This window comes from Arthrobacter sp. GCM10027362 (assembly GCF_042679445.1).
Classification (GTDB): Bacteria; Actinomycetota; Actinomycetes; order Actinomycetales; family Micrococcaceae; genus Crystallibacter.
Window position 1 is genome coordinate 38945 of sequence record NZ_JBHTML010000006.1, and the last position, 26000, is coordinate 64944.

The following is a 26000-nucleotide window of genomic DNA, read 5'->3' on the forward strand; positions in this document are numbered from 1 at the left end:
GGTCCTTAGAGATCGGTGAGGGTCTTGGGGTCCTCGCCGGCGGTGGCGGCGGCGAGCAGGGCGGTGAGGTTCGCCTCGGTGACCTTCCGGGGATTGGACTCCGGGATGGCCGGCAGGGCGATGCGCACGGCGTCGGCGATGTCCCCGGGCGTGAAGCCGTAGTCGGCCAGGGCGCGCGGGGCGTCCAGGGTCTCGCGCAGGGCCTGCAGTCCTTCCAGTGCGGTACCGGCACCGAAGGCGGCGGCGATGCGCTTGCCGGCTTCCGGGGCGGCCGGCGCGTTGAAGGCGAGCACGTAGGGCAGCACGGTGGCGTGGGTCTGGGCGTGGGGCAGGTTGAACGTGCCGCCGAGCACGTGGCAGATCTTGTGGTGGATCCCGGACCCGGCGCTGGCGAAGGCCACGGCGGCCAGGTAGCACCCGTACAGGGCCTGCTCCCGGCCGGGAAGCCCGGCCGGGTCCGCCGCCACCTGCGGCAGGCCGGCGGCCAGGGAGCGGATGCCCTCGGCGGCCAGGGCCGCGTTGATCGGATCCGCGCGCGGGGCCCAGAGCGAGTCGATGCAGTGGGCCATCCCGTTCAGCCCGCTGGCCACGCTCATGTCCACCGGCAGGGACACGGTCAGCTCCGCATCGTAGAGGACGCTCACCGGCAGCACCCGGTCATCGGTCCCGGTGGTCTTCCGGGCCGCCTCGGTCAGCCCCCACACATTCGTCGCCTCGGAGCCGGCGTAGGTGGTCGGCACGGCCACGATCGGGATCCCGGTTTCCAGCGCCACGGCCTTGGCCAGGCCGGTGGTCGAGCCCCCGCCCACGGATACCAAAAGGTCCACCTTGTGTTCTGCTGCCGCGGCCCGGGCCTTCTCCGCAACCTCGACCGGCACGTGCATCACCACGTCCGTGTGCCACAGGACCGGGTCGATGCCGGCGGCCACCCGCCGGGCCATGGGCAGTTCGAACTCCGAGGCGATGACCATCACCCGCTCCGCTCCCAGCCGGGAGACCTCCTTGGCCAGGTGCCCGGCGGCCTCCCCGGAACCGAACAGCACCCGCTGCCCCAGCGTCACATGCTCAAAAACCAACGACATACTCATTCGCTCCTGCTCAGGATCGCGGCCACGGCGGTACGCAGCGCGGTTTCGGGGTCGGCCGGCAGCGCGTGCGAACGCCAGCCGATGTGCTTGTCCGGGCGGACCAGCACGGCTCCGTCTTCGGCCACTTCCCGCAGCTTTGCCCAGTCAAAGTACAGATCGGTGATTTCCCGGCCGGGGCCGATCACCACGGTGTTGATGGTGAGGCCGAACTGGTCGGCGACCTTCTGCGCCGCCGTCGCCCACTCTTCGCCGGTGATGCCGGTGAAGAGGGTGAATTCCCCGTAGGGGGCCAGGTCATGGGTGGAATACTTGTGCGTGTTGTCGCCCACCCAGGCATGCGGCAGGCGGCCGCCGGGGTGGGTGGTCGGCTGGTAGTACAGTTCCGGGTCCCGCACCGGTTCCGGCCTGGCCGTGCCGTCGGACACGACGGCGGTGGAGACGTAGTGCTGGCCCAGCTCCACGCCGTGGGCGTTGAACTCGTAGTTCTTCAGCTCCATGGCCTCCTGCACCGCGGTGCGCTTGGCAGCGCCTTCCGGTGTGGCGTCCTTGCGGGACTCGATCAGCGCGAGCATTTCCTCCGCGGTTTCGGCCTTGTCGATGCCCAGGGCCTCGAACAGCTTGCCGAACTCGCGGCCGGATTTGTTGGCGCGGGTCACGATCTGCTTGGCCACCGGGGCGCGTTCGGCCGAATAGGTCTCCAGCAGCTCCTCGCCGGCCTGGCCCTTGAGCACGGCGGCCAGCTTCCAGGCCAGGTTATAGGAGTCCTGGATGGAGGTGTTCGAGCCCAGGCCGTTGCTCGGCGGATGCTTGTGCACGGCGTCCCCGGCGCAGAACACGCGGCCGGCCTGCAGCCGGGTTGCGTACTGTTCGTTGTTGCCCCAGAGTGAGATGCCGGTGATGTCCACCTCCAGGTCCGGCACGCCGATCAGGTTGCGCACGATCCGGCGGGCATCGTCCTCGGAGACTTCGGGGGTGCCCTCGCTGATGTCGAAGCCCCAGACGATCAGCCATTCGTGCCACGGCCGGACCATCCGCACCAGGCCGGCGCCGATGCCGCCGATGTTCGAACCGGGCTGGACCACCCAGTACAGCACGGAGGGGCGGTGCCCCACGAGCGGGGCGATGTCGGCCTTGAAGGTGATGTTCATCGATCCGGCGATGTCCATCTGCCCCTCGTACGGCAGCGCGATGTCCGCGGCGACTTTGGAGCGGGCGCCGTCGGCGCCGATCAGGTACTTGGCCCGGATGGTGTACTCGGTGCCGAGCAGCCGGTTGAGCACCCGGACGCTGACGCCGTGGGCATCCTGGGTGTGGGAGAGGTACTCGGTGGAGAACTGGGTCTGGGTGCCGCGCATCGTGGCGTTCTTGACCAGGATCGGCTCCAGGTAGGTCTGCGGGATGTCGCAGTTCAGCGACGGCGAGGCCAGTTCGTAATCCGCGTGGCGGGCCGGGTGGTTGCCCCAGGTCAGGATGCGGCCGATTTCCTCACCGGCGATCGAGGTGCAGAACACGGTGTCCCCGATCAGGTGGTGCGGGGTGGCGTCCGCCAGCACCTGCTCCTCAATGCCCAGGTCCCGGAAGATTTCCATGGTCCGCTGATTGGTGATGTGCGCCCGCGGGGTGTTCGCGGTCCAGCGATACTTGGTGATCATAATGTTCGGAACACCGAGCGAGGACAGGAACAGCGCGGCGGATGAACCCGCCGGGCCGGAGCCGACAATCAGGACATCCGTCTCGACGACGGCGGAATCCGGGGTCTTGGTCTCGGCGACCCCGTCATTGAAAATCACCATGGCATGTACTCCACTTCGGTTGCCGGTCTTGTTCCGGACGACTGCTATGGAGTGTTCCAGTTCACAGCCGCGCGCGGGCGGGGTGGTGGCCATCACGGCGGAAACAGGCAAGAACCGGGCGGATCCGGGCAAAAACGCCCACCGCCGCCCAACCTTCCTCGCCGAATGAAGAATAAGCGGGCTTACTACCCCCTCAGAACCCCGCCATTTCTTCTATCGATGAAGGGACGGGGACGGGCGGCGGTCAGGACGCGGCGGCTTTGCGGTCCTGCAGCGGGGAGATGCCGAACTTGTCCTTGTAGCTGCGGGAGAAGTGCGCCTGCGAGGCAAAGCCCAGCTGCGCGGCCACCGCGCCCAGGGCCAGGGGTGCGGTGCCGGGGGAACGCAGCTGCTGCCGTGCCGCGTCCAGCCGTGCGTCCAGGATGGCCCGGGGTGCGCTCGTGCCGGCCTCGGCGAAGATCCGCGAGAGCTGGCGTTCGGAAATGCCGATGGCGGCCGCGATCCGGCCGGCGGACAGGCTCTGGTCGGACAGCCGGGCGGCAATAAAGGCTTGGGCTGCGGCCAGATGGCCGGTCCGGCCCGTGCCTTCGCCCAGGATCCCGGCCAGCAGGTCCAGTGCCGTGGCCTCGAGCCGGTCCCAGTCCCCGGCCCGTCCGGACAGTGCTGCCGCCAGCGCCGTGGCCAGCGCCTCGGCGTGCGCCGAGCCCGCCTCGGGCCCGCGGAAGCTGAAGACCTTCGGGCGGTTCGGCGCGGATTGCCCGGTGAGTTCGCCCAGGGTGCGCCGGGGAACCTTCAGGGCCAGTTCCTTCAGCCCGTGCGAGAACCCGCGCATGAACGGCTGGTCCGCGTCGTAGAGGATCGCCTGGCCGGGCCTGAGGATTTCGCAGCCGTTCCGGTGGTAGAAAAAGCCTTCGCCCTCCAGTGCGAAATAGGCCACTACGGCCTCGGCCGGATGCTCGGCGATCTCGCGCGCCGAACGTTCCACCACGTGCGGGTTTCCGGACACCTGGGCGAACTGCAGCCGGGGCAGGATGAGGTTCAGCTCCGTGGCCTCCAGCACGCCGCCGGTGAGCGTGCGGGCCTGCAGCCCGACCAGGGCGCGGGCATTGTGCTCTTCCCAGAGCGCAATCCGCTGCGCCCTGGGCAGTCCGGCCGTGGAAAAGCGCGTCAAACCGTGCGGGCGCGTCCCGGTTGTGCCCTGCGTCATAGTTCACCAGTGTACGTGTGCCGCGCAACCTCGAGGAAACGCTCCAGCACCGGCGAGGGCGGCATGTGCCGGGAGCGCACCATGGCCGCCTGCAGCGGCGGGATCGGTTGCACCGGAGCGCGGAACCGGATGCCGGAACCGGCGAGGGCGGCGATGGACCGCGGCATCAGGCCAATGCCCATGTCGGCACTGATCAGTGGCACCGCGGTCTGCAGGGTGGAGACATGGCGGACCGAGCCGGGGCGGATCCTGCCCTCCTGCCACACCTGTTCGGCGATCTCGATCAGCCCGGGAAAACCCGGGATGCGGGAGGGCAGGATCCACGGCTGCCCGGCCAGCAGTGCCAGGTCCAGCGGTTCCGGCAGATGGGCCAGCCGCGGCGGCAGCGCCACCACCAGCGGCATGGCCAGCACCGAATCCACCGTGATGCCGGTGTGGGCCGTAGCGAGCAGTGCCGGATCGGCGGTGGCTACGAAGCCGACGTCGGCGCTGCCATCGGCGACCTGGCGCAGCACTTCGGCCGGCTCGGGATCGGCCAGTTCCACCTCCACGCCCGGCGCCGCGTGGTCGAAGGCCTTCAGCAGCGGCGGCAGGTGGCTCCACGAGACGGACGGCACCGCGGCCACGTGCAGGCGTCCGGCCAGGCCCCGCCCCATATTGCGCACCTGGTCCTCCAGGTGCCGGCTCCAGCTCAGCAGCTCCCGGCCCTGGGCAGCCAGGAAACTGCCGGCTTCGGTCAGCGTCACGCCCTTGGGGTGGCGCACGAGCAGCTGCGCCCCCAGGTCCTTCTCCAGTTGCAGGACCGACTGGCTCAGCGGCGGCTGGGTCATGTGCAGCACTGCTGCGGCCCGGGAAAAAGACCCTTCGGCAGTGACGGTGAGGAAGTACTCGAGCTGACGCAGATTCATAGTCGGAAATTGTATGGGGTATGGCACGAATTGATATTTGTCCTCTACCTACTTTCGGGCGACCCTGAATAGTGATGTGCAGCACACGCTGACGATTCCCTTCCCCGGTTCAAGGAGGAACCATGCCCGATGCCGTGTTCCGTCCCGGAAGGCAGGTCCCATGACAGTCCCTACGAAAACCAGGACCGGGCTGGCCGCGGTGGCGGTGCTTCTGGCCGTGTTCCTGCTGGCCGGTTGCGGCGTGGGCCGCGGCAGCGCCGTGGAGCTCAAGTCCGGCGATCCGATCAGGGTCGGTGTGATCCCCGTGGCCGACTTCGCCCCGGTCTACATCGCCGCCGACGAGGGGTATTTCGCGGACGAGGGCCTGAACGTCAAGACCCAGGTCATGCAGAATGCCGCAGCCATTGCCCCCTCGGTGATCAACGGACAGCTGCAGTTCGGCACCGCGGCGGCGCCGCCGTTCCTGGCCGCCGTGCAGAAGGGCTTGCCGCTGGAGGCGGTGGCCAACGGCACCTCCATCGCCGCGGATCCAAAGAAGGACCCTTCCGCACTGGTGGCCGCGCCGGGCAGCGGCATCAGCCGCGCCAAGGACCTGGAAGGCCGCACCGTGGCCGTCAACGCGCTGAGCTCGATCGTGCACGTGACCGCCGCCGCCGCGGTCAAGGCCGATGGCGGGGATCCGGCCAAGGTCACCTTCGTGGCCATGCCGTTCCCGGACATGATTCCGGCCCTGGCCCGCGGCGCCGTGGATGCCGCCTCCCTCGTGGAGCCGTTCTACGCCCGGTCGGTCGCCCAGGGAGCCAGGGTCCTGGCCAACCCGTATTCGGCGGTGCTCAAGCCCAATGGCACCTTCACGGTGATCTTCACCGCGCAGCCGTTCATCGAGACCAATCCCGACGTCGTCGAAAAATTCGCCCGGGCCATCAACCGCGCCAGCGTGGAGGCCGCGCGGGATCCGCAGAAGGTCGGGGCCGTGCTGGCCAAGTACGGCAAGCTGCCGCCGGACGTCTTCGCCAGGATCCGGGTGCCGATGTACAGCGACAAGCTGGACACCGCGGCCTTGGCCAATACTGCCGATTTGATGCGCGGGCTGGGTTTCCTGCCCGGCGGCGTGGATGTGGAAGGTGCGGTGTGGAAGAAATGACGACGACGCAAATCCGGCAGTTGCCGGCGCCTGCCCGCAAGGGCGCCGGCCGCAGGTCCGCGGCCCGCCGCGGCTTCGCCTCCGGCCGCACCGGCAGGACGCTGCTGGGCGCCGGCACGGTGGTGGCCGTGTTCGCGGTCTGGGAACTGCTGGCCCGCACCGGCGCCTTCCCGCCCGGCTCCATCCCTCCGGGCTCCTCCGTGCTGGGCGAGTTCGTGACCCAACTGGGCATGGGCGAATTCTGGCAGACGCTGTGGAACACTGTGTCCGTGGCACTGACGGGCCTGCTGCTGATCGTGCTGATCGCCTCGCCGCTGGCGCTGCTGATCGGGCTGGTGCGCCCGGTGCAGGAATCGGTTTGGTTCGTCACGGAGTTCCTCAAGCCGATCCCGCCGGTGGCGCTGATCCCGCTTGGGCTGCTGCTCTGGGGCCCGTCGCCGGGGATGAAGCTGTTCCTGATCGTGTTCGGGGCCATCTGGCCGCTGCTGACCCAGCTGATCTACGGACTCAAGGAGATCAACGGCGTGAGCGCGGACATGGCGCGCAGCTACCGGCTGGGCCGGTGGCTGACCATCAGCCGCCTGGTGGTGCCCTCCATCCTGCCGTTCGCGCTGACCGGCCTGCGGGTCTCGGCCTCCATCGCTGTCATTGTCGCCGTGGTGACCGAGATGGTCGGCGGGGCGGCGGGCCTGGGCCAGAGCATTGTAGTGGCCCAGTCCGCCGGGGCGCTGGCCGAAATGTACGCGCTGATCCTGGCCGCGGGCCTGCTCGGCCTGCTCATCAACGCGGCCTTCAGGGGCCTGGAGAAGCCCTTGCTGTTCTGGCACCCGTCCGTCCGACAGGAGGGAAACCTGTGAGCACCATCGACACCACCGCCCGAGGACACGGCGGAGTGAAGCTCTTCCTGCTGCGGGCCTGGCTTCCGGTAACCATCGCGGCGGCCTGGTGGATCGGGTCGGCCTCGAGCACCTCGCTGTACTTCCCCTCGCTGCAGACCATCGCCGGCACACTGGTCCATGACTGGGCCGGACCCGGCTTTGCCGCCAACCTGGTCCCCAGCATCGGCAAGTTCCTGGCCGGGTTCCTGATTGCCGCGGTCGTGGGCATCGCGGCCGGGCTGGTGGTCGGCATGTACCCGGCGCTGCGCGCGGCAACCGAGCCGGTCATCCAGTTCCTGCGGTCGCTGCCGCCGCCGGTGCTGCTGCCGGTGGGGCTGCTGCTCTTCGGCATCGGGGCGGGCATGAACATTGCGATCATCGCCTTCGGCGCCGTCTGGCCCACCCTGCTGAACACCATTGACGGGGTGCGCTCGCTGGACCCTCAGCTAACCGAGATGGCTCGCTCCTACCGGCTCACCCGGGCCCAAAAGATCCGCTGGGTCATCCTGCCCAATGCCGGCCCGCAGATCTTCGCCGGCCTGCGCACCACGCTGCAGATCTCGATCATCCTGATCGTCGTCTCGGAAATGATTGCCTCCACCAACGGCATCGGCTACTACCTGCTGAACTCCCAGCAAACCTTCGCCGTGCCCCAAACCTGGGCCGGCACCCTGGTCCTGGGAGCGCTGGGCTACCTGGCCAGCCTTGTTTTCATCCGTATTGAAAGGTACGTCCTGCGCTGGCAGGCCGGCCTGCTTGCCGCCTCCGGAAGGGGTGCCTGAGAATGACCGAAACCTACCCGCAGGCCGGGTCCGCGCAGACCGCGGCACCGGTGCTGCTGCAGTTGCAGGACCTGCAGAAGAGCTACGGGCCGGCGCAGATCCTGGCCGGCGTCGACTTCGAAATCCGCAAGGGCGAGTTCGTCTGCGTCGTCGGACCCTCCGGCTCCGGCAAGACCACCCTGCTCAAGTGCATGGCCGGGCTCCTGGAACCCTCCGGCGGGAAGACCGTGTTCGAGGGCGAGGAAGTCACCGAACCCCCGGCGAAACTTGCCGTCGTCTTCCAGGACTACAGCCGCTCGCTGCTGCCGTGGATGACCATTTGGCAGAACGTGGAACTGCCGATGAAAAACAAGTTTCCCAAACCCGAAAGGCCCGCCCGGATCGAGTCGGTGCTGGAGGCCGTGGGCCTGGCCGGCAAGGGCGGCCTGTATCCGTGGCAGATGTCCGGGGGCATGCAGCAGCGCGCCGCCATCGCCCGCGGCCTGGCCTACCAGCCGGATGTGCTGCTCATGGACGAACCCTTCGCCGCCGTCGACGCCCAGACGCGCATCGAACTGGAGGACCTGGTCCTGCGGGTGCGGGCCGAGTTCGACACCACCGTCGTGTTCGTCACCCATGACATCGATGAGGCCGTCTACCTGGCCGACCGGGTGATCGTGCTCTCCGGCGCCCCGACCACGGTCAGCCGCAATATCGCCGTCGACCTGCCCCGGCCCCGCGACCAGCGCGACACCAAGCTGCTGCCCGAGTACGCCCGGCTGCGCGCCGAGGTGTTCGAGCTGATCCAGTCCGCCAAATCCCACGCCACCATCCGCTGAACCCGCACCGAGAGGAAGACAACCCCATGACCCGCAAGTACCTGCCGCTTGCCGCGGCCGACGCCGCCAAATACCGCACACGCGTGACCCTGCTGGGCACCGCCGGGGGCCCGCCGTGGTGGGACGGCTCGGACCGCACCGGCATCTCCACCGCCGTAACCGTCAACGGCCAGGTGTACCTGGTCGACTGCGGCGAGGGCTGGGGCCCCCAGTTCCGCAAGTCCGGCCTGGGCCCGGCAGGGTTCCAGAAGGGCCTGGACAACATGCGCGCAGTGTTCATCACCCACCACCACTCCGACCACATGGTCGACTACCCGAACCTTTTGCTGCTGGCCTGGCACAACGGCTCGGACGGCCTGAAGCAGCCCATTCAGGTCCACGGACCCGGGGACCGGGGGGTGCTGCCGCCGATCTTCGCCGAAGAAAAGCGCGAACACCTGCCCGAGGTCTTCAACCCCGAATCCCCGACCCCCGGGCTGGCGGAGTCTTCGGAGAAGCTGCTGCAGGCCTACGCCCTGGACATTAATGACCGCATGCGCGACAACGCCAAGCAGGATCTGCGCGAGATCTTCGAGTTCCACGACATCGCCCTGCCGGCCGGCACCGGGGATGACCCGAACGGGAACCCCACCCCGGCCATGGAGCCCTTCGAAATCTACCGGGACGAGAACGTGCGCGTGACCGCGATCCTGGTCGACCACCGCCCGGTCTTCCCGGCCTTCGCCTTCCGGTTCGAGACCCCGGACGGTGCCATCGTCATCTCCGGGGACACCGGAGTCTGCGACAACCTGGTCACCATCGCCGACGGCGCGGACCTTCTGCTGCACGAGTGCATCGACCTGGACTGGGTCGACGGACTGATGGGCCCGGATTCGCCCAAGCCGGACCCGAACCTGATGCAGCACATGCTCGCCGCCCACACCGCCATCGAACAGGTGGGCCCGCAGGCCGAAAAGGCCGGGGTCAGCACCCTCGTGCTGACCCACCTGGTGCCCGGGAACACCCCGGTGGAGAAGTGGCAGAAGGCCCAGGTCGGATTCTCCGGCAACCTCGTGGTCGGCGAGGACCTGATGCACTTCGGCCTCGGCGAACCGCAGGATGGCTGAACGGGGATAACGACGGCGGCGCCTCTTTCAACAGGAAGGAGGCTCCGCCGGACCGGTCTACACCCCTCGCGGCTACCGGGCGTAATCTGGATATATCGGCGCTGGCGCCGAAGCTCCGGCGTCGATACCCATCGATGAAGGAGGAATCATGAGTGTCGTCCGTGAATTCATGACGACCGATTGTCGGTGTATCGCGGAGGACCAGACCCTCGAAGAGGCCGCCCGCATGATGAAGGACATGGACTGCGGCTCGTTGCCGATCTGCGGCGACGATGGCAGGCTGAAGGGCTTCATCACGGACCGCGACATCGTGGTGAAGTGCCTGGCCGAGGGCCGGGACGCCCGGGCAGTGAAGGCGATTGACCTGGCCCAGGGCAAGCCGCACTGGATCGACGCCGATGCCAGCATCGACGCCGCCATCGAGATGATGGAGAAGTACCAGATCCGGCGCCTGCCTGTCATCGCCGACCATAAGCTGGTCGGTATCATTAGCCAGGGAGATATTGCGCGCAACTACACCGAACAAAAGGTGGGGGAGATGGTGGAGCACATCTCCGCCAAGAAGCCCATGCAGATGATGTAGCCACGGTCCGGGGCCTCTGCAGACCCCGGCGACGGCGGGCGGTGCCGCCGCCGAACTCGCCCGCCTCCGAATAAACAAACGCATTTGCGCCACGGAGACTTCTCCGTGGCGCTCCCTTTGTGCAGGCCCGTTTCGCGCCGGTGCCCGGTGGCCGGGCCAGGGCCTTGTGAGTAATCCTGGCCCAAGGCACAGCGCCATGACGCGGAACCGCCCTCTGGCTGTGTCCAATCTTGCCGGCTGTCCCGCAATGGGACACCCCGGTCCCGGAACGGGACAGCTGCGGCCGTCCCGGTGTCACTACCGTCATAACTGCAACCGCAAGGACAGCTTGAGGAGTACACCGTGAATACAGCCGACATGGCCGCCCGTGCCTCATCCCGCCCGGCCGCCGCCGGGGGCGGTTTCGACACCGTCGCCGACATCGTCGTCGCCGGCGGGGGAGCCGGCGGGCTGCCCGCCGCCCTGTTCGCCCGCTGGCAGGGCAACGACGTCATCCTGCTGGAGAAGGCCCCGCAGCTCGGCGGCACCGCCAACAAGGCCGCCTTCTGGTACTGGGTGCCGAACAACAGGCCCATGCGCGAGGCCGGGATCGTGGACGAGGAGGAGGCCTTCCTGCGCTACGTCGCCCGGCTCTCCCGGCCGCAGTCCTACGATCCGGACAGCCCCACGCTCGGCAAGGACCGGTGGGAGTTCGACGCCTACCGGGCCTTCTACCGTACCGCCTCGGATGCCGTCGAACTGCTGGCCGAAAAGGATGCGCTCGTGTACCGCCCCTGCCCGGAGGTGCCGGACTACTGGTCCCAGATCCCCGAGGACGAGGCGGCCAAGGGCCGGGTCCTGGTGCCGGCCGGCGCCCGCGAGTCCATGTCCGACGGCGGCAAGGTCGCCGTGGCCTCGCTGAGCAGGGCCGCCTACCGCGACGGCGTGGACGTGCGCCTGTCCCACCGGGTCCAGCGGCTGATCGTCGACGGCGGCCGCGTCGTGGGCGTCGAAGCGACGACGCCGGACGGGCGGACCGTGCGCGTCGGGGCGCGGAAGGCCGTGGTCTTCGCCACCGGCGGCTTCACCCACGATCCCCAGCTGCGCTACAACTTCCTCAGCGTCCCGGCCTACGGCGGCTGCGGGGCCCTGACCAACGAAGGCGACATTGTCCGGATCACCTCCCGCTCCGGCGTGCAGCTGCGGAACATGAACCACGCCTGGATGTGCCCCATCCCGCTGGAGAAGGCGCTGCGCCGCGACCCGGAAATGTCCGGCATGTTCTCCGTCGCCGGGGACTCGACGATCTTCGTCAACAAGGCCGGCCGGCGCACTGTCAACGAGAAGCTGCCCTACAACGAACTGGCCCAGCACTTCTTCCGCTGGGATCCGGACAAGGCCGAATACCCGAACCTGGTCATGATCCAGATCTGGGACCGGCGCTCGCAGGAGCACTCGGCCAGCGACGAATACGGCCGGCTGATCGTGCCCGAAGGGACGCCCGACTACCACGTGATCAAGGGCGATACGTTCGAGGAACTGGCCGCCAACATTGCCGCGCGGCTGGAGTCCGTCAGGGCCCATACCGGCGGGCTCGCGCTCGAGCCGGACTTCGTGGCGAACCTGCGCGCCAGCATCAAGCGCTTCAACGGCTTCGCCGAAGCCGGCGTGGACGAGGACTTCCATCGCGGCGGACAGCCCATCCAGTTCGTCTTCAACGGCCCGGTCAAGGAGGACCCGGACAAGCCCAACGCGACCATGGCGCCGATTTCGGCCGAAGGCCCGTACTACGCGGCGCTGGTCACCGGCGGCACGCTGGACACCAAGGGCGGGCCGCGCACCGACGTGCACGGCCGGATTGTCGACGTCGAGGAGGAGCCCATCCCGGGCCTGTACGGGGTGGGCAACTGCACGGCGTCGGCCTCCGCCCAGGCCTACTGGGCCGGCGGGGCGACCATCGGTCCGATCATCGCCCAGGCCTACCGCGCGGCCAACGCCGCGCACGAGGAAACCGCGGCGACACCGGAAACCGCAGCCGCCGTCTGACCCGCTACTTATCAGGACTTACCAAGGAGGACACATGGCCCTGGCCACACAGACCATGACCGACGAACAGCGCAAGTCCGTGGCGCTGGAGTACCTGAAGGCCTTCGACAACGGCGGGGTGACGTCCGACGGCGGCAGCATTCTGGACCTGTTCAGCACCGACGCGCAGGTCTACTTCCCCAAGTGGGGCATCGCCAACGGCCACGAGGAGATCGGCAAGCTCTTCGGCGACGTGGGCGGGACGCTGAAGTCCATCCGGCACGACTACGCCACCTTCAACTGGATCTTCTCCGGATCCGACACCATCGTGGCCGAAGGCACCAGCTACGGCGAGCACCGGGACGGCCCCTGGCGGGCCGGGGTGCCGGACTCCGCGGCCGGCCGCTGGTGCGACGTCTTCGAGATCCGCGACTGGAAGATCACCCGGGTGTTCATCTACCTGGACCCGGACTATGCCGGCAAGGACACCGGACGCTACCCCTGGCTGGGCGAAAAATAGGTACCGGACGACGCCGGCGGACAGCTCCCGCCGGCGTCGTCACTTCCCGCGTAGCTTCCGGTACAGGGTCGCCCGGCCGATGCCGAGCAGGCGCGCCGCCTCGCTGATATTGCCGCCGGCGGCCGCGATGGCCCGGTCGATCGCCTCGGCTTCGGACCGCTGCAGCAGCCCGCCCGGGCGGGCATGATCGCGGATCTGCCGCGGCAGGTCCGCCAGACCGGCCGGCGGAGAGGCGGACAGTTCATCCATGATGGCGGCGAATTCGGCCAGGTTCCCGGGCCACGGATAATCCAGCAGCGCCCGCCGGGCCGCCGCGTCCAGCGCGAACGGACGTTGCGACCAGGCCCGCCCGCGCACTGCGGCGGCCAGCATCGACTCCAGCTCCCGAGGGCGCCCGCGCAGCGCCGGAACCTCCAGCCGGACGGCCCCGAGCTGTTCGTGTCCGGACAGGTCGGCGTCATTGGCGGTCAGAAAAACCGCGCACCCGCGGCGGCGGCCGGCCAGCAGGGCCTTCAGCGCCGGCAGCGCGGATAGCGCGAAGACGTGGCGGATGACCACACTGCCCGGCGCGGAGAGTGCCGCCCGGGCTTCGCGCAGCCAGCCGGCGGTGCCGTACAGCTGCTCCAGCCGGGCGTCCAGGATCCGAACCGGCACGGACAGCGGCTGCCCGCGGCCGGATGCGAGGCCGGTCTTGCCGCTGCCCGGTTCCCCGGTGACCAGGCCCAGCCCGCCGGCCCGCCGGAGGCGTTCGGCACGGGCCTGCAGTTCGGGCCGGAGCGGAAAGCCGCCTGCCGTGGACCGGATGGCCTCCGGATCCGGATCCGGAGGCCGGGGAGCCGCGAAGACCTGCCGGCTCAGCCCGGCCAGCAGCCGGTCAAGCACCGGCAGCAGCGCGGTGGAATCGTCCTTCACCTGGCCGGCAATGGCCACCACGCCCAGGATCTCCCCGGTGAACGGGTCCCGGACCGGGGCGCCGGCGCAGGCCATGGACCGGTACAGGTCCGCCACATGCTCCGCGCGGGAAATCTCCACCGGCCGCCGCGCGGCCAGCGGCGTGCCCACCCCGTTGGTGCCCACGGTGGCTTCGGACAACACGGCGCCCGGTATGGAATTGATCCGGTCCAAGGCCGAGGCCAGCCGCGTTTCGGTGCACCAGCGGGACAGGATCGCTCCGTTGCCGTCGGCCAGCAGCAGCGACAGCCCCGTGTCCGCCAGGGACTGGGCATAGTGGTCCAGCGGACCGGACAGCAGCCGCTCCAGGCTGCGGTCCAGGCTCCCGGCCGGCACGGCCGGCGGCGCGGCCTGGTCGGGGGCCACGCCCATGGCCTTGCTGCGGTGCCAGGATTCGAGCAGTTCGGGCCGCAGGCCGGGGCCGGCCAGCCCGCGGTCGAAAAAATCGCTGCGCTGCCGCTCGAGGGCGAACCGAGCTTGCACCAAGATCCCCCTCGAGGAGAAACGCCGGGCACTCTGGATGGTGACGTGCTTCACATCATCCTGCCGTGTTGGAGACTTGTCAACAACATGACGGCGTCGGGAGCGTCCTTACACCGGCCCGGGGCTGGGAGACGAAAACGGCGGTGCCTCCCGCCGGGGAAGCACCACCGGACCGTCGTGGCCACGGGCGCACAGCGCGGCGGCCCGGAGGCTGCCGCCGGCGCTGTCCTTGCCCAAAACGGACCCGCCCGGACGCCCGGCAGCCAGGCGGTCTGCCGGCAACAGGAGGAAAACCATGAAACCGCCCTGGAGCCGGCGGACAGCGGGATCACTGGAGCGGGGCCGTGTCGCTGACGCTGCGCCCGAAGCCGTTCGGGACGGGGCATGCCGGCGTGGAAGACGGCCGGGAGACGGTGCAGTAAGGACGGCGGCGTTCACTGCCTCAAAACGTGATCGTCCAGCCTTCCCGCTGTGCCTGTTCCTTGGTGTAGGCCACACCGTGCGCTTTCAGCCCCGCGGCGTCGAGCAGCGTGATCTGGCCGCCGCCGTTGCCCAGTTGGGTCGGTGCCGTGACGGGCACGCGCAGGGTTTCGCCGGCCGGGAGGGGCCCCGCGGCCGGCACCGGGCAGCTGTTCTTGAGCCGGTCGGCCAGCCGCCAGCCGGTCAGGTCCACCGGGTCCGCGGATGCGTTGATCAGCAGCACGCTTTCGTCCTCCGGCGCGCCGCCATCGGGATTGGCCACGGCGGCCAGGATCCGCATCGCCCCGGCCTCGGTCACCGGGCCGACTCCGCCGATGGCATGGCCGGTAGCGTCGTCGGTATGCCAGGACTGGCTCTGGAACGCCAGGAAGACGGCGACCCAGCGGTCTTCGCCGGGGAAGCGGATCAGCAGGCCGCCGTCCTGCCAGACGCCGTCGTCGCGCACATACTCGCCGCTGTTGCCCTGGTTCATGTGCACATCGTGGACCCCGTTGCCGGGCAGGAAGCCGAAGATCTTGTCCCGGGTACGGTCCTCGGGTCCCCACCGGTCGCCGAAGACGTAGAGCAGCGCCCCGGGGTCCGCGATGGCCCGCTGCACGTAGTGGTCCAGCTTGTCCGCCAGGTCGTTGTCCGGACCGGCCACGTCCGGCGGCAGGGTACGCATGTCCGCCCGGTCGAAGAGGTTGCCGCGGATGAAGTCCAGGTTGGCGCGCCCCGGACCCGGCGGCAACGGCGTCCAGCCGGCCGCGGTGTCCGGCAGCAGGGCGAGCAGCGGATGGCGGAAGTCCTCGACGGCGAGGTAGAGCAGTTCGGACGGGGCCTGGGCGGAAAGGACGTTCACCGCGGCCCGGTAGTGCGTGCCCGCGGCATCGCGCAGCTCGATCTGGTAGTGCGGCGAATCGGCGGAGCCTTCGCGCCGGCTGCCGACGGCGGCGGCCGCCAGCACTCCGTATTTCTTCAATGGCATGGTGCCCTCCCGGCTGTGGTCTGATATCCCCAGTGAACACCCGGACCGTTATTGGAACCGCCGGCCGCACCGGCGGCAGGCATAATGCCTACATGCCCGTTGCCGAGATGTCGCCCGTGGAGTCCGTGGACCGCGCGCTGGTCCTGATTCTGCTGATGCGCGAGCGCGGTCCGGTCTCCGTCAAGACCGCGGCAGCGCACCTGGGTGTGGCCCCCTCCACGGCCCACCGGCTGCTGTCCGCGCTGGCCTTCCGCGGCTTCGCCAGCCAGGACCGGGAACGGCGCTACCGGCTCGGCCCGGCGCTGGCGGAGAACACCGTGGAGTCCTTCTCGATCAACCGGCTGCGCGAATGCGCCCGCCGCCCCCTGCTGGAACTGCACAACCTGCTGGGCGAGACCGTGCAGCTGATGGTCCTGCGCGGGGGCAACATCCAGTTCATCGACGGCATCGAGTCCGAGTCCACGCTGCGGGTGGGCACAGGTTTTCGGCTTCGCGACGGCGATGTCCACGATCGTCCCCGGCAAGGGCGCGGGCGACGCCGTGAGCATGGCGCGCAGCAACCTGCGGGACCTGCCCGGCGCTAAGCGGAAGCAGCCGTAGCCGCGCAGCCCCGGCCCGGCAGGTACACTGCGAACTCCGTCCGCCCCGGCTGCGAGGCCAGCTCTACGCTGCCGCCGTGGGCTTCCACGACCGCCTGCACGATGGACAGCCCGAGGCCGGTGGTGCCGTCCGTGCCGGTGCGGGCCTGGTCCGCTCGCGTGAAGCGGGAGAACACCGTCTGCTGCAGCTCCGGCGGGATGCCCGGGCCGTCGTCGGTCACCGTGATCACCGCTTCCCCGGAGCCGGAGCGGGCCACCGCGGCGGTGACGGTGGTCCCGGGGTCCGTATGCTTGCGGGCGTTGCTGAGCAGGTTCACCAGCACCTGGTGGAGCTTGGCTCCGTCGGCGGTGACCTCCACGGGCTCCTCCGGCAGCTGCAGCACCCACCGGTACCCGGGGGCGATCACTTTCTGGTCTGCCACGGTCTCCACCAGCAGCTGGGTCAGATCCACCGGGCCGAGCTTGAGCGGCTGGCCCTCGTCCAACCGGGCCAGGGTCAGCAGGTCTTCCACGAGCCGGCCCATCCGCAGCGACTGGCTCTGGAGCCGCTCCAGCGATTTCTGCCCGTCCGGGGAAAACTTCTCGGTGAGCTTGAGCATCTCCGTGTAGCCGCGCAGTGCGGTCAGCGGCGTGCGCAGCTCGTGCGAGGCATCGGCGACGAACTGGCGCACCTTCATCTCGGACTGCTGCCGAGCGGTCAGCGCCCCGGCCACATTGTCCAACATACGGTTGAGCGCATGGCCCACGTTGCCCACCTCGGTACCCGGGCGCGAGGCCGACGCCGGCACCCGGACGGCCAGGGCCACCTCCCCGGCGTCGAGCGGCAGCCGGGACACCTTGGCGGCCACCCCGGAGAGCATCCCCAGCGGTTTCAGGGTGCGCCGGATGACCGCCGTACCGAGCAGCCCTGCCAACAGCAGTCCGGTCAGGGACACCAGCACAAAGGTCAGGACCAGGGAGTCCAGGGTGTTCTGCTTGGCGGCCAGCGGCAGGCCGGTGACGATCACGTTCCCGTAGCCGGTTCTTACCGACACCAGCCGGTAGCTGCCGGCGCTGAGCCTGCGCTCCACGGGCGCCGGATCCGCCCCGGCGGCGGTCTGCGGCAGGTCCGCGAGGATCTCGGCGTCGGCACGCTGCAGGGTGAGCCGCCTGCCGTCCTGGCCGATCAGGCCGGCCACTTCCACCGCGCCGTCGAAAATCCGTGCGTTCAAGGTTCCGGCGCCCTGGCCGCGTGCCTCCAGCGGGTCCGGCCGCAGACCCGGGGACGACGACAGGCCGCCGAATTCGCTGGCCCGGTGGCTGGCCTGGGCCAGCTGGGTCTCCAGCTGGCCGGTCAGGTAGGAATCCATCGAGGCGTAGCTGATCCCCCCGACTACGGCGCAGATGGCCACGAGCAGGGCCAAGGTGGCCGCCACCAGCTTGGTGCGCAGCTGCCAGTTGTCCGGATTGAACCGGCCGCCCGGAACCGCAAGAGAGAGTGCGGACATTCCTACCGTTCGCTGCCTGCCCCGCGTGCTTCGCACAGGGGGACCCCGGGCAGTTCACTGGCGGGCTTGAGCACGTAGCCCACGCCGCGGACGGTGTGGATCATCGGCGGGCGTCCGGCGTCGATCCTTTTGCGCAGGTAGGAAATGTACAGTTCCACGATGTTGGCCTGGCCGCCGAAATCGTAGGCCCAGACCCGGTCCAGGATCTGTGCCTTGCTGACCACCCGGCGCGGGTTCTCCATCAGGTAGCGGAGCAGGTCGAACTGGGTGGCGGTGAGCTGGATGTCCTCGCCGCCGCGGGTGACCTCCCGGGTGTCGACGTTGAGCACCAGGTCCCCAACCACGAGCTCGGCGTCGTCCTGGGCGGCCGCTCCGGAGCGCTGCACCAGGCGGTGTAGCCGCAGCATGACCTCCTCCATGCTGAAGGGTTTGGCCACGTAGTCGTCCCCGCCGGCGGCAAGGCCGGTGATCCGGTCCTCGACCGCATCCTTGGCGGTGAGGAACAGGGCCGGGACCTCCGGGAGGAAGGAGCGGATCCTGCCCAGCACTTCCACGCCGTCGAACCCGGGCAGCATGACGTCCAGCACCAGCACGTCGGGACGGAACCCGCGGGCCTGGTTCACCGCGGACGGGCCGTCCTCGGCCACAGCCACTGCCCAGCCTGCCATCCGCAGGCCCATGCTCATCAGTTCGGAGAGGCTGGGCTCGTCGTCGACCACGAGGGCGCGGATGGGGGAGCCGTCCGGGTGGGCCAGCGCGGGCAGGTTGCCGGTGGTGTAAGGGGTTGCCATGGATACCAGCCTCTCCGCCGAAGGTAGTCCAAACCTGAGTCCCGGCTGTGCTTGGGCTGTGAAGGCCGGCCGCGTCAAGGATACGGCAGCCGCGGTTGGTGCAGCCATCCGGCACCGCCAGTCGACGCGCTCTTTTGGGGAAAGCCCGGCCTTCCTGCCCATGTTTGAAACGGAGCCTCGGTGTCTCCGCAGCTCAGCGCACTGCTTGAAGGGTAAAGCTGGGCAGGACGGTCCAAAAGTGGGAAGGAACGCCCATGGGGCTCACTCGGCAGGCGGATGGGCAGGGCCCGCCGGGGCGGCGCGGCGAGCGCACCGTCCCGGCAGGCCTTCCGCTGTCGGCCTACCTGGCGGCGTTCTCGCCGTAGAGCCAGTCGGTGTACTCGAAGTCGTCGCCGCGCTTCCGGAACAGCATGTTCCGCAGCGTCCGGCCGATGCCGTCCACGTGCCAGGACTCGCCCCAGACGCGGGCGGTGCGCTGCACCCGGGCGGTGCGCGGGGCCCGCACGTCGTTGAAGGACTTCATGACCCCGTCCCAGGCCGCCGGGTCGATGCCGTGGCCGGTGAAGACGGTGCCCCGGCTCAGGTCCTGCAAGGTGGCGGCGTCCTCGAGCGCCTGGCAGGCGCCCTGGGCCAGGTACTGCAGCACAGGGTGGGCGGCGTCGCCCATCAGCACCATGCGCCCGCTGACCCAGTTGGGGATCGGTTCGCGGTCGTACATGGGCCAGCGGATGCTGCGGCCCAGGTTGGTCAGCGCCTTGCGCACCTCCGGCACGCAGTCCTTGTAGGCCTCTTCGAGTTCGTCCACGTCGCCGTACTGCTCCACGCCCTGCTCGAACGAGGGGGACTCGAACACGGCCACGGTGTTGAGCAGTTCGCCCTTGCGCAGCGGGTACTGCACCAGGTGGCAGTTCGGGCCGAGGTAGACGACGACGTCCTCGAGGTCCTGCACATCCTCGATCTCGGCCACCGGGACGGCGCCGCGGTAGGCCACATAGGCGGAGGAGACCGGCTCGTCCTGGGCGACCTGCCGGCGCAGTGCGGACTTCAGTCCGTCCGCGCCGATCACGGCGTCGGCCTCGTAAACGGCGCCGCCGGTGGCGAAGACCCGGGCCCGGTTGTCCACGGTCTCCACCCGCTCCACGTGGACGTCATTGACCAGCACCACGCCGGCGCGCCGGCACGCCTCGAGCAGGATCCGGTGCAGGTCGCTGCGGTGGACGACGACGTAGGGTGCCCCGTAATGCTCCACGAAGTCTCCGCCAACGTCCTGGCGGGTTAGTTCCTCGCCGGTAATGGCATCGCGGAAGACCAGGTGCTTGGGGGTGACACCAATGTTGATGACCTGGTCCAGCAGGCCCCAGCGCTTGAGGATTCCGGTGGCGTTCGGGGCCAGCTGCAGGCCGGCACCGACTTCGCCGAATTCCGGTGCCTGTTCGACCAGGGTGACCTTGGCGCCGTTCCCGGTCAGCGCCAGGGCACCGGCCAGGCCGGCCATGCCGCCGCCGACAATCACGACGTCCGGGTTCTGGGCATTCTGTGACATTGGATGCTTTCCTACCTACTTGGAATGGTGGGTCTTGGTTTGACGATGTGGGGGGCCGTTGGGGGCGGCTCTGCGTGCCGGCCGATGCGGTGCCGTCCTCGGCGTCGTGGTGACGGGCTGCCTGCAAAGACTGTGGGTCACGGCACGCGCGCATCGCCATAGAATTCTGGAATGCAGAATCCAAAGATCCAACGGCAGAGGCCCACCTACGCCGTCGAAGCGGTGGACAACGCCCTGCAGCTGCTGCAGCTGCTGCGGGACCTTGGCGGCATCAGGCTCAAGGACGCAGCGGCCGAGCTGGGGGTGGCGCCGTCCACGGCCCACCGGCTCTTGGCCATGCTGGTCTACCGCGGGTTCGCGGTGCAGGACGAGTCGAAACGTTACCTTCCGGGTCCGTCGCTGGGAGCCGCCCCGGCAGGTATCAGCTGGACCGCCCAGCTGCGCACCATTGCACAGCCCCATCTGGAACTGCTGGCGATGCGGCTGGACGAGACCGTGAACCTGATGATCCGGGTGGGCACCCAGGTGCGCTTCCTCAGTACCGTCGAGGGGACCGGTCTCCTGCGCGTCGGGGACCGGCGCGGGACGGTGCTTCCGGCCCGCAGCGCCTCCGGCGGCAAGACCATCCTGGCTGAACTGCCGCCCTCCGTGCTGGCGCAGCTCTACCGCAGCCGCAGCGCCGAAAATGCCGGTGATGCCCTGCCTGAAGGGGAGTTTGCGGCATTCCTGGAGGAACTGCGCAGGGTCCGGAACAACAGCTTTGCCGCGAACTTCGAAGGCACCGAGGAAGGGATCAGCGCCCTGGGTGTGGCCATCCGCAACGGTGCGGGCCGGGTCCTTGGGGCACTCAGTGTGGCTACGCCCGCAACCCGGTTCCGCAAGGTGTACGACGCCGGCCTGGTGGGGGAGGTCTTCCGCGCCAGGACTGAGCTGGAAATGGACCTGGCAGGTTTCCTCCCGGAAGCGGAGGGCGTGAGCTGACCGCTGGCTTTCTGCCAAGCAGAATTCAATCGGAGCTGCGGGGATGCTTCCGTACTGTTGCGGGTAATGCCGGTCACGCCGGATTTCCTATGTCGAGGAGGGCATGATGACTGCGAACCAGATGGTGGCTGCGGATCCGGCGCCGGAGGAGGCCGCGGCGCTGGATGAGCTGTACCGGGACTTTTCGGCGGAGCATCTGGTCCCGCTGTGGACACAGATCGGGGACCTGATGCCGGCGGCCCCGAGGCCGGCGGCGGCAGCGCACGTGTGGCGGTGGAACACGCTGCTGCCGCTGGCGCGGCGCTCGGGGGAGCTGGTACCGGTGGGTAGGGGCGGGGAGCGGAGGGCGATCGCGCTGGCGAATCCGGGCCTGGGCGGGCGCCCGTATGCGACCCCGACCCTGTGGGCGGCGATCCAGTACCTGGGCGGGCACGAAACGGCCCCCGAGCACCGGCACTCCCAGAACGCATTCCGGTTCGTGGTCGAGGGCGAGGGGGTGTGGACGGTGGTCAACGGGGACCCGGTGCGCATGTCCCGCGGGGACTTTCTGCTGACCCCGGGCTGGCACTTCCACGGCCACCACAACGAGACGGACCAGCCCATGGCCTGGATCGACGGGCTGGACATCCCGTTCGTGCACTACACCGACACCGCGTTCTTCGAATTCGGTTCCGAACGGGTCACGGACGAATCCACCCCGGACCTCTCCCGGTCCGAGCGGCTCTGGGCCCACCCTGGCCTGCGCCCGCTCTCGGGCCTGGGCAACACCGTCTCCTCCCCGATCGGGGCCTACCGGTGGGAGCACACCGACCGGGCCCTGACCCAGCAGCTGGCGCTGGAGGACGAGGGCCACCCGGCCACCGTGCACCAGGGCCACGCCGCGGTCCGCTTCGTCAACCCCACCACCGGGTCCGACGTCATGCCCACCATCCGGGCCCAGTTCCACCGCCTGCGCCCCGGGGCCGCCACCCCGGTGACCCGCGAGACCGGCTCCAGCGTGTACCAGGTCTTCGCAGGCCGCGGCACCATCGTGATCAACGGGCAAACCCACCCCGTGGAGCAGGGCGACCTGGTGGTCGTGCCGTCCTGGGCCGCGTTCAGCCTGCAGGCCGAAACGCAGTTCGACCTGTTCCAGTTCGGCGACCAGCCCATCATCGAACGCCTGAACTTCAACCGCACCTACACCGAAGGAAACACCAAGTAATGCGACTCGCAACGCTGCGCACCCCCGAAGGCACCGTCGCCGTCCGCCGGGACGGCGGCACCTACACGCAGATCCCCGGCTTCGCCGACGTCGCGGCGCTGCTGGCCCGTCCGGACTGGCGCACCCTCGCCGCCGCAGCCGACGGCCCGGTCCGTCCGGCCGAGGGCGCGGACCTGGCCCCGGTGGTCACGCACCCGTCCAAGATCGTGTGCGTGGGCCTGAACTACCGCACCCACATCCTGGAAATGGGCCGGGACCTGCCCGAATACCCGACGCTGTTCGCCAAGTACGCCGACACGCTCATCGGCGCCGGCGACGACATCGAGCTGCCCGAAGAGGACACCGCCATCGACTGGGAGGCCGAACTGGCCGTGATCGTGGGCAAACCCGGCCGCCGGATCCGCGAAGAGGACGCCGCCGCGCACATCGCCGGCTACTCCATCTGCAACGACGTGTCCATGCGCACCTGGCAGTTCCGCACGAAGGAGTGGCTGCAGGGCAAGAACTGGGAAAAGTCCACCCCGCTGGGCCCGGTCCTGGTCACCCCCGATGAGTGGACCCCCGGGCCGGCGATCCGCACCCTGGTCGACGGGCAGGTGATGCAGGAGGCCTCCACGGCCGACCTGGTCCACGGCCCGGAGTTCCTCATCTCCTACATCTCCACCATGATCACCCTCAACCCCGGGGACGTGATCATCACCGGCACCCCCGGCGGCGTCGGCCACGCCCGCACCCCGGCCCGCTACCTGAGGCACGGCCAGGTCGTGGAGACCGTCATCGAGGGCATCGGCACCCTGGCCAACCGCGCGGCGGCCACGGTCGGCGCCGCCGTGTAGACCTCCTGCACCGCTGTGCAGGATCCCCGCATGGCCGGGCTTTGTCCCCACGATCCCGGTCGTGCCACCTGCGCGGTCCGGTCTGCCCCCACAGGCCGGACCGCGCCCCGACTACCTAGAGGAGACCGCATTATGGTTGCACGCCAGGACCTGGCGACGGATCCGGCCCTGCTCGAGGCGCTGCTGACCGCCCGGCGCGGCACCGCGTTCTTCGGCCGCAAGCTGAACGAACTGTCCGACGAGGACCTGTCCGGGCCCTCGCTGCTGCCGGGCTGGACCCGGGCCCACGTCATCGCGCACGTGGGCTACAACGCCCGCGCCATCGCAAGGCTGATGGAATGGGCCAACACCGGGGTGGAAACCCCGATGTACGCCTCGGCCCGGGCCCGCAACGAGGAGATCGAGTACGGGGCCACCCTGCCCCCGGCCGCCCTGCGCCACCTGGTCGAGCACTCGGCGATCCACCTGAACGTCGAATGGCGCGACACCCCGCCGCACGCCTGGGCCCGCCGGGTCAAAACCGCCCAGGGCCGCACCGTCCCCGCCACCGAAACCGTCTGGATGCGCACCCGCGAGGTCTGGGTCCACGCCGTGGACCTGGCCAACGGGGCGTCCTTCGCCGACATCCCGGCCCCCGTGCTCGAGCGGCTGCTGAAAGACATCGCCGCAGCCTGGCACGCCCGGGGGAGCGACAAGGACCTGGTCCTGAAAATCTCCGGCGCCCCGGCGCTCACCGAGCTCGGGGACCTGGACGCCCCCGACCCGGAGATTGTCAGCGGTTCCCTGGCGGAGATCACCGCGTGGGCCGCCGGCCGCCACACCCGCGGCCTAACCTCCAGCAGGCACGGCGAACCCGGACCGGCACCGCGCTGGCTCTAGCCCCGCCCGGTGACGGGAGCCCGGTGACCGGATAGCGGGGAGCGGGCGTACCGGGACCAACACCGACGGCGGTGTGCCGCCCGCGGATGCGGACCGGGCACCGCCGTCGCCTGCCCTGTCTCAGGTTCTCCTGGCCGCCAGGGCCAGCAGGCCGCCGAGGGCGATCATCATCGTCCCGCCGGCTGCCCGCAGCGCGGATATCCGCCCGGGCGAGCGGGCGAACCAGTCCCGCGCCGTGCCGGCGGCCAGCGCCCACATGCTGTCGCACACCAGCGCGATGACCAGGAAGACAAGGCCCAGCACGGCCAGCTGCAGCGGGACGGAGCCGGCCGGGACGGACACAAACTGCGGCAGCACCGCCACGAAGAAGACCAGCGATTTCGGGTTGGTCGCCCCGACGAGGAAGCCCTCGCGCAGCAGCCGCCGCATGCTGCGGGGCACGGCTGCCGGCGCGGTGGCCGGTGGCTGCCGGCGGTGCCTGATGGCCTGGATGCCCAGATAGGCCAGATACCCGGCGCCCAGGAATTTGATCACGGTGAAGACCGTTGCGGACTGGGCCGCGGCCGTCCCAAGCCCGATGGCGGTGGCCAGGATCTGCGGCAGCATCCCCAGTGCGTTGCCCAGCACGCTCAGCAGCCCGCCGCGTCTGCCCAGCGCCAGCGACCGGCCGATGACGAACAGCACGCTCGGCCCCGGTACCGCTATCAGGACAAAGGCCGTGACGGCAAAGGCCAGCAGGTTGGGCAGCGGAGGCATGGCGGGTCTTCCTGGTCTGTCTGGCCGTAATTCTAAATGGCAGCCTTGGCTGCCGGGACCTATTGACACCACCTGCTGCCGGGACAAGGATCGGGTGCAGGACGTGCGGGAACCATGCGGAACGGGCTGCCGGCCATCTTCCGACGGCGTCCCGCTGGCATGCCGTCGGCCGGAAGGGCGGCACAGGAGATGTTCGAAGACCGGGTGGACGCCGGGCGGCAACTGGCCGCGCGGCTGGAGTATCTGCGCGGCCAGGACGTGGTGGTGCTCGGCCTGCCGCGCGGCGGTGTCCCCGTGGCCTATGAGGTGGCGCAGTCCCTGGGTGCGGCGCTGGATGTGATCGTGGTGCGCAAGCTCGGCGTGCCGTATCAGCCCGAGGTGGCCATGGGCGCCATCGGCGAGGGCGGCGCGCGGGTGCTGGACCGTCGGATCCTGGCCCAGGCCCGGGTGGGGGAGGCGGATCTGCAGCGGGTCGAGGAGCGCGAACGTGAAATCCTGCAGGCCCGGGTGGACCGCTTCCGACGCGGCCGGCCGCGGACCCCGCTGCAGGGCCGTACCGCCCTGGTGGTGGACGACGGCGTGGCCACCGGTTCCACGGCGCGCGCTGCCTGCCAGGTGGCCCGGCATCTTGGTGCTGCCAAGGTGATCCTCGCGGTCCCGGTGGCGCCCAAGGAGGCCCTGCGGGACCTCGAGGGCCCGGATGAGATGGTGTGCCTGAGCACGCCGTCGCACTTCACCGCCGTGGGCTGCCACTACCGGGATTTTTCCCCGACCACCGATGACGAGGTGGTGGTCCTGCTGGACGCCGCGGCCAAGCGCTTCGCGGACGGCGAGCGGGCCGGCAACACCCCGGATTTCGACGGCGACGTGCAGATCCCGGTGGGCGAGCAGGCCATCGCCGGGCACCTGTACCTGCCCGAGCCGGCCGCCGCCGTCGTGCTGTTCGCCCACGGCAGCGGCAGCAGCCGCTTCAGCCCGCGGAACCGGTACGTCGCCCAGCAGTTGGAGCAGTCGGGCCTGGGCACGCTGCTGCTGGACCTGCTCACCCCGCACGAGGAGCTGGACCGGGCCAATGTGTTCGACATCGGGCTGCTGGCCGGGCGGCTGGCCGAGGCCACCCGCTGGGTGCTGGACCGCCCGGATGCGCCGGGCTGCCGGATTGGCTACTTCGGCGCCAGTACCGGTGCCGGCGCCGCGCTGTGGGCGGCCGCC

At 69.6% G+C, this 26000-nt stretch carries 24 protein-coding genes; 14 read left to right on the forward strand and 10 right to left on the reverse strand.

The genetic code is table 11. The annotated features are described in order from the left end of the window. Positions 1 to 5 precede the first annotated feature (5 nt). The 4 genes from ACFQ36_RS02310 to ACFQ36_RS02325 all read right to left on the reverse strand — a co-directional run bounded on the left by ACFQ36_RS02310 (position 6) and on the right by ACFQ36_RS02325 (position 4996). Complete coding sequence (locus tag ACFQ36_RS02310; protein WP_377010200.1) at positions 6 to 1082, reverse strand: maleylacetate reductase; 1077 nt, start codon at positions 1080 to 1082, stop codon at positions 6 to 8. A 2-nt stretch (positions 1083 to 1084) separates the two neighbouring features. Continuing rightward, complete coding sequence (locus ACFQ36_RS02315) at positions 1085 to 2881, reverse strand: FAD-dependent oxidoreductase (protein WP_377010202.1); 1797 nt, start codon at positions 2879 to 2881, stop codon at positions 1085 to 1087. Positions 2882 to 3125: 244 nt separating this feature from the next. Then, a complete protein-coding gene (locus tag ACFQ36_RS02320; RefSeq protein ID WP_377010205.1) occupies positions 3126 to 4088 on the reverse strand; it encodes an AraC family transcriptional regulator in 963 nt (320 codons plus the stop codon). Beyond that, positions 4085 to 4996 (reverse strand): LysR family transcriptional regulator, encoded by a 912-nt coding sequence (locus ACFQ36_RS02325; protein WP_377010207.1) that lies wholly within the window; start codon positions 4994 to 4996, stop codon positions 4085 to 4087. Before ACFQ36_RS02325 ends, ACFQ36_RS02320 begins: the two co-directional genes overlap by 4 nt. A gap of 160 nt (positions 4997 to 5156) precedes the next feature. Here ACFQ36_RS02325 and ACFQ36_RS02330 point away from each other — a divergent pair, with 160 nt between their 5' ends. From ACFQ36_RS02330 to ACFQ36_RS02365, 8 genes are all read left to right on the forward strand, one after another. Beyond that, positions 5157 to 6140, forward strand: a complete 984-nt coding sequence (locus tag ACFQ36_RS02330) for an ABC transporter substrate-binding protein (protein WP_377010209.1) — start codon at positions 5157 to 5159, stop codon at positions 6138 to 6140. Continuing rightward, a complete protein-coding gene (locus ACFQ36_RS02335) occupies positions 6137 to 6997 on the forward strand; it encodes an ABC transporter permease (protein WP_377010250.1) in 861 nt (286 codons plus the stop codon). Before ACFQ36_RS02330 ends, ACFQ36_RS02335 begins: the two co-directional genes overlap by 4 nt. Then, positions 6994 to 7800, forward strand: a complete 807-nt coding sequence (locus tag ACFQ36_RS02340) for an ABC transporter permease (RefSeq protein WP_377010212.1) — start codon at positions 6994 to 6996, stop codon at positions 7798 to 7800. The genes ACFQ36_RS02335 and ACFQ36_RS02340 overlap by 4 nt, the downstream gene beginning before the upstream one ends. Before the next feature lie 2 nt (positions 7801 to 7802). Further along, complete coding sequence (locus ACFQ36_RS02345) at positions 7803 to 8618, forward strand: ABC transporter ATP-binding protein (RefSeq protein WP_377010214.1); 816 nt, start codon at positions 7803 to 7805, stop codon at positions 8616 to 8618. Positions 8619 to 8644: 26 nt separating this feature from the next. Continuing rightward, a complete protein-coding gene (locus ACFQ36_RS02350) occupies positions 8645 to 9724 on the forward strand; it encodes an MBL fold metallo-hydrolase (protein WP_377010216.1) in 1080 nt (359 codons plus the stop codon). 148 nt (positions 9725 to 9872) lie between these two features. Continuing rightward, on the forward strand, positions 9873 to 10307 hold the full coding sequence (locus ACFQ36_RS02355; protein WP_377010218.1) for a CBS domain-containing protein: 435 nt from the start codon (positions 9873 to 9875) through the stop codon (positions 10305 to 10307). Between the two features lie 342 nt (positions 10308 to 10649). After that, the gene (locus tag ACFQ36_RS02360) at positions 10650 to 12332 is read left to right on the forward strand and encodes an FAD-dependent oxidoreductase (RefSeq protein ID WP_377010220.1); all 1683 of its coding nucleotides are present in this window, start codon (positions 10650 to 10652) and stop codon (positions 12330 to 12332) included. Between the two features lie 34 nt (positions 12333 to 12366). Then, on the forward strand, positions 12367 to 12831 hold the full coding sequence (locus ACFQ36_RS02365) for a nuclear transport factor 2 family protein (protein WP_377010222.1): 465 nt from the start codon (positions 12367 to 12369) through the stop codon (positions 12829 to 12831). Between the two features lie 39 nt (positions 12832 to 12870). Here ACFQ36_RS02365 and ACFQ36_RS02370 read toward each other — a convergent pair whose 3' ends face one another. Together ACFQ36_RS02370 and ACFQ36_RS02375 are read right to left on the reverse strand one after the other, a co-directional pair. Then, positions 12871 to 14265 (reverse strand): helix-turn-helix domain-containing protein, encoded by a 1395-nt coding sequence (locus ACFQ36_RS02370; RefSeq protein WP_377010224.1) that lies wholly within the window; start codon positions 14263 to 14265, stop codon positions 12871 to 12873. 442 nt (positions 14266 to 14707) lie between these two features. Next, a complete protein-coding gene (locus tag ACFQ36_RS02375) occupies positions 14708 to 15712 on the reverse strand; it encodes a DUF2278 family protein (protein ID WP_377010226.1) in 1005 nt (334 codons plus the stop codon). 32 nt (positions 15713 to 15744) lie between these two features. Here ACFQ36_RS02375 and ACFQ36_RS02380 point away from each other — a divergent pair, with 32 nt between their 5' ends. Then, positions 15745 to 16296 (forward strand): helix-turn-helix domain-containing protein, encoded by a 552-nt coding sequence (locus ACFQ36_RS02380; RefSeq protein ID WP_377010228.1) that lies wholly within the window; start codon positions 15745 to 15747, stop codon positions 16294 to 16296. On the opposite strand, the gene ACFQ36_RS02385 is transcribed toward ACFQ36_RS02380, so the two are convergent. The 3 genes from ACFQ36_RS02385 to ACFQ36_RS02395 all read right to left on the reverse strand — a co-directional run bounded on the left by ACFQ36_RS02385 (position 16293) and on the right by ACFQ36_RS02395 (position 20132). Further along, the gene (locus ACFQ36_RS02385) at positions 16293 to 17798 is read right to left on the reverse strand and encodes a sensor histidine kinase (RefSeq protein WP_377010230.1); all 1506 of its coding nucleotides are present in this window, start codon (positions 17796 to 17798) and stop codon (positions 16293 to 16295) included. The genes ACFQ36_RS02380 and ACFQ36_RS02385 overlap by 4 nt on opposite strands. A 2-nt stretch (positions 17799 to 17800) precedes the next feature. Further along, positions 17801 to 18589 carry a response regulator transcription factor gene (locus tag ACFQ36_RS02390; protein WP_377010232.1) on the reverse strand — a complete coding sequence of 263 codons (789 nt, stop codon included), beginning with the start codon at positions 18587 to 18589 and terminating at the stop codon, positions 17801 to 17803. A gap of 340 nt (positions 18590 to 18929) precedes the next feature. Beyond that, the gene (locus ACFQ36_RS02395; RefSeq protein WP_377010234.1) at positions 18930 to 20132 is read right to left on the reverse strand and encodes an FAD-dependent oxidoreductase; all 1203 of its coding nucleotides are present in this window, start codon (positions 20130 to 20132) and stop codon (positions 18930 to 18932) included. Positions 20133 to 20303: 171 nt separating this feature from the next. On the opposite strand from ACFQ36_RS02395, the gene ACFQ36_RS02400 reads away from it, so the two are divergent. From ACFQ36_RS02400 to ACFQ36_RS02415, 4 genes are all read left to right on the forward strand, one after another. Continuing rightward, positions 20304 to 21113 (forward strand): IclR family transcriptional regulator, encoded by an 810-nt coding sequence (locus ACFQ36_RS02400; protein ID WP_377010236.1) that lies wholly within the window; start codon positions 20304 to 20306, stop codon positions 21111 to 21113. A gap of 103 nt (positions 21114 to 21216) precedes the next feature. Next, entirely contained in the window at positions 21217 to 22317 is a 1101-nt protein-coding gene (locus tag ACFQ36_RS02405) for a cupin domain-containing protein (protein WP_377010238.1), read from the forward strand. Then, complete coding sequence (locus tag ACFQ36_RS02410; RefSeq protein ID WP_377010240.1) at positions 22317 to 23153, forward strand: fumarylacetoacetate hydrolase family protein; 837 nt, start codon at positions 22317 to 22319, stop codon at positions 23151 to 23153. The genes ACFQ36_RS02405 and ACFQ36_RS02410 overlap by 1 nt, the downstream gene beginning before the upstream one ends. A 132-nt stretch (positions 23154 to 23285) precedes the next feature. Then, positions 23286 to 24032 carry a maleylpyruvate isomerase family mycothiol-dependent enzyme gene (locus tag ACFQ36_RS02415; RefSeq protein ID WP_377010242.1) on the forward strand — a complete coding sequence of 249 codons (747 nt, stop codon included), beginning with the start codon at positions 23286 to 23288 and terminating at the stop codon, positions 24030 to 24032. A gap of 120 nt (positions 24033 to 24152) precedes the next feature. Here ACFQ36_RS02415 and ACFQ36_RS02420 read toward each other — a convergent pair whose 3' ends face one another. After that, positions 24153 to 24788, reverse strand: coding sequence for a LysE family translocator (locus ACFQ36_RS02420; protein WP_377010244.1), 636 nt, complete (start codon positions 24786 to 24788; stop codon positions 24153 to 24155). Positions 24789 to 24977: 189 nt separating this feature from the next. Here ACFQ36_RS02420 and ACFQ36_RS02425 point away from each other — a divergent pair. Next, positions 24978 to 26000: phosphoribosyltransferase (locus tag ACFQ36_RS02425; RefSeq protein ID WP_377010246.1), on the forward strand; the 1023-nt coding region annotated here is incomplete at its 3' end.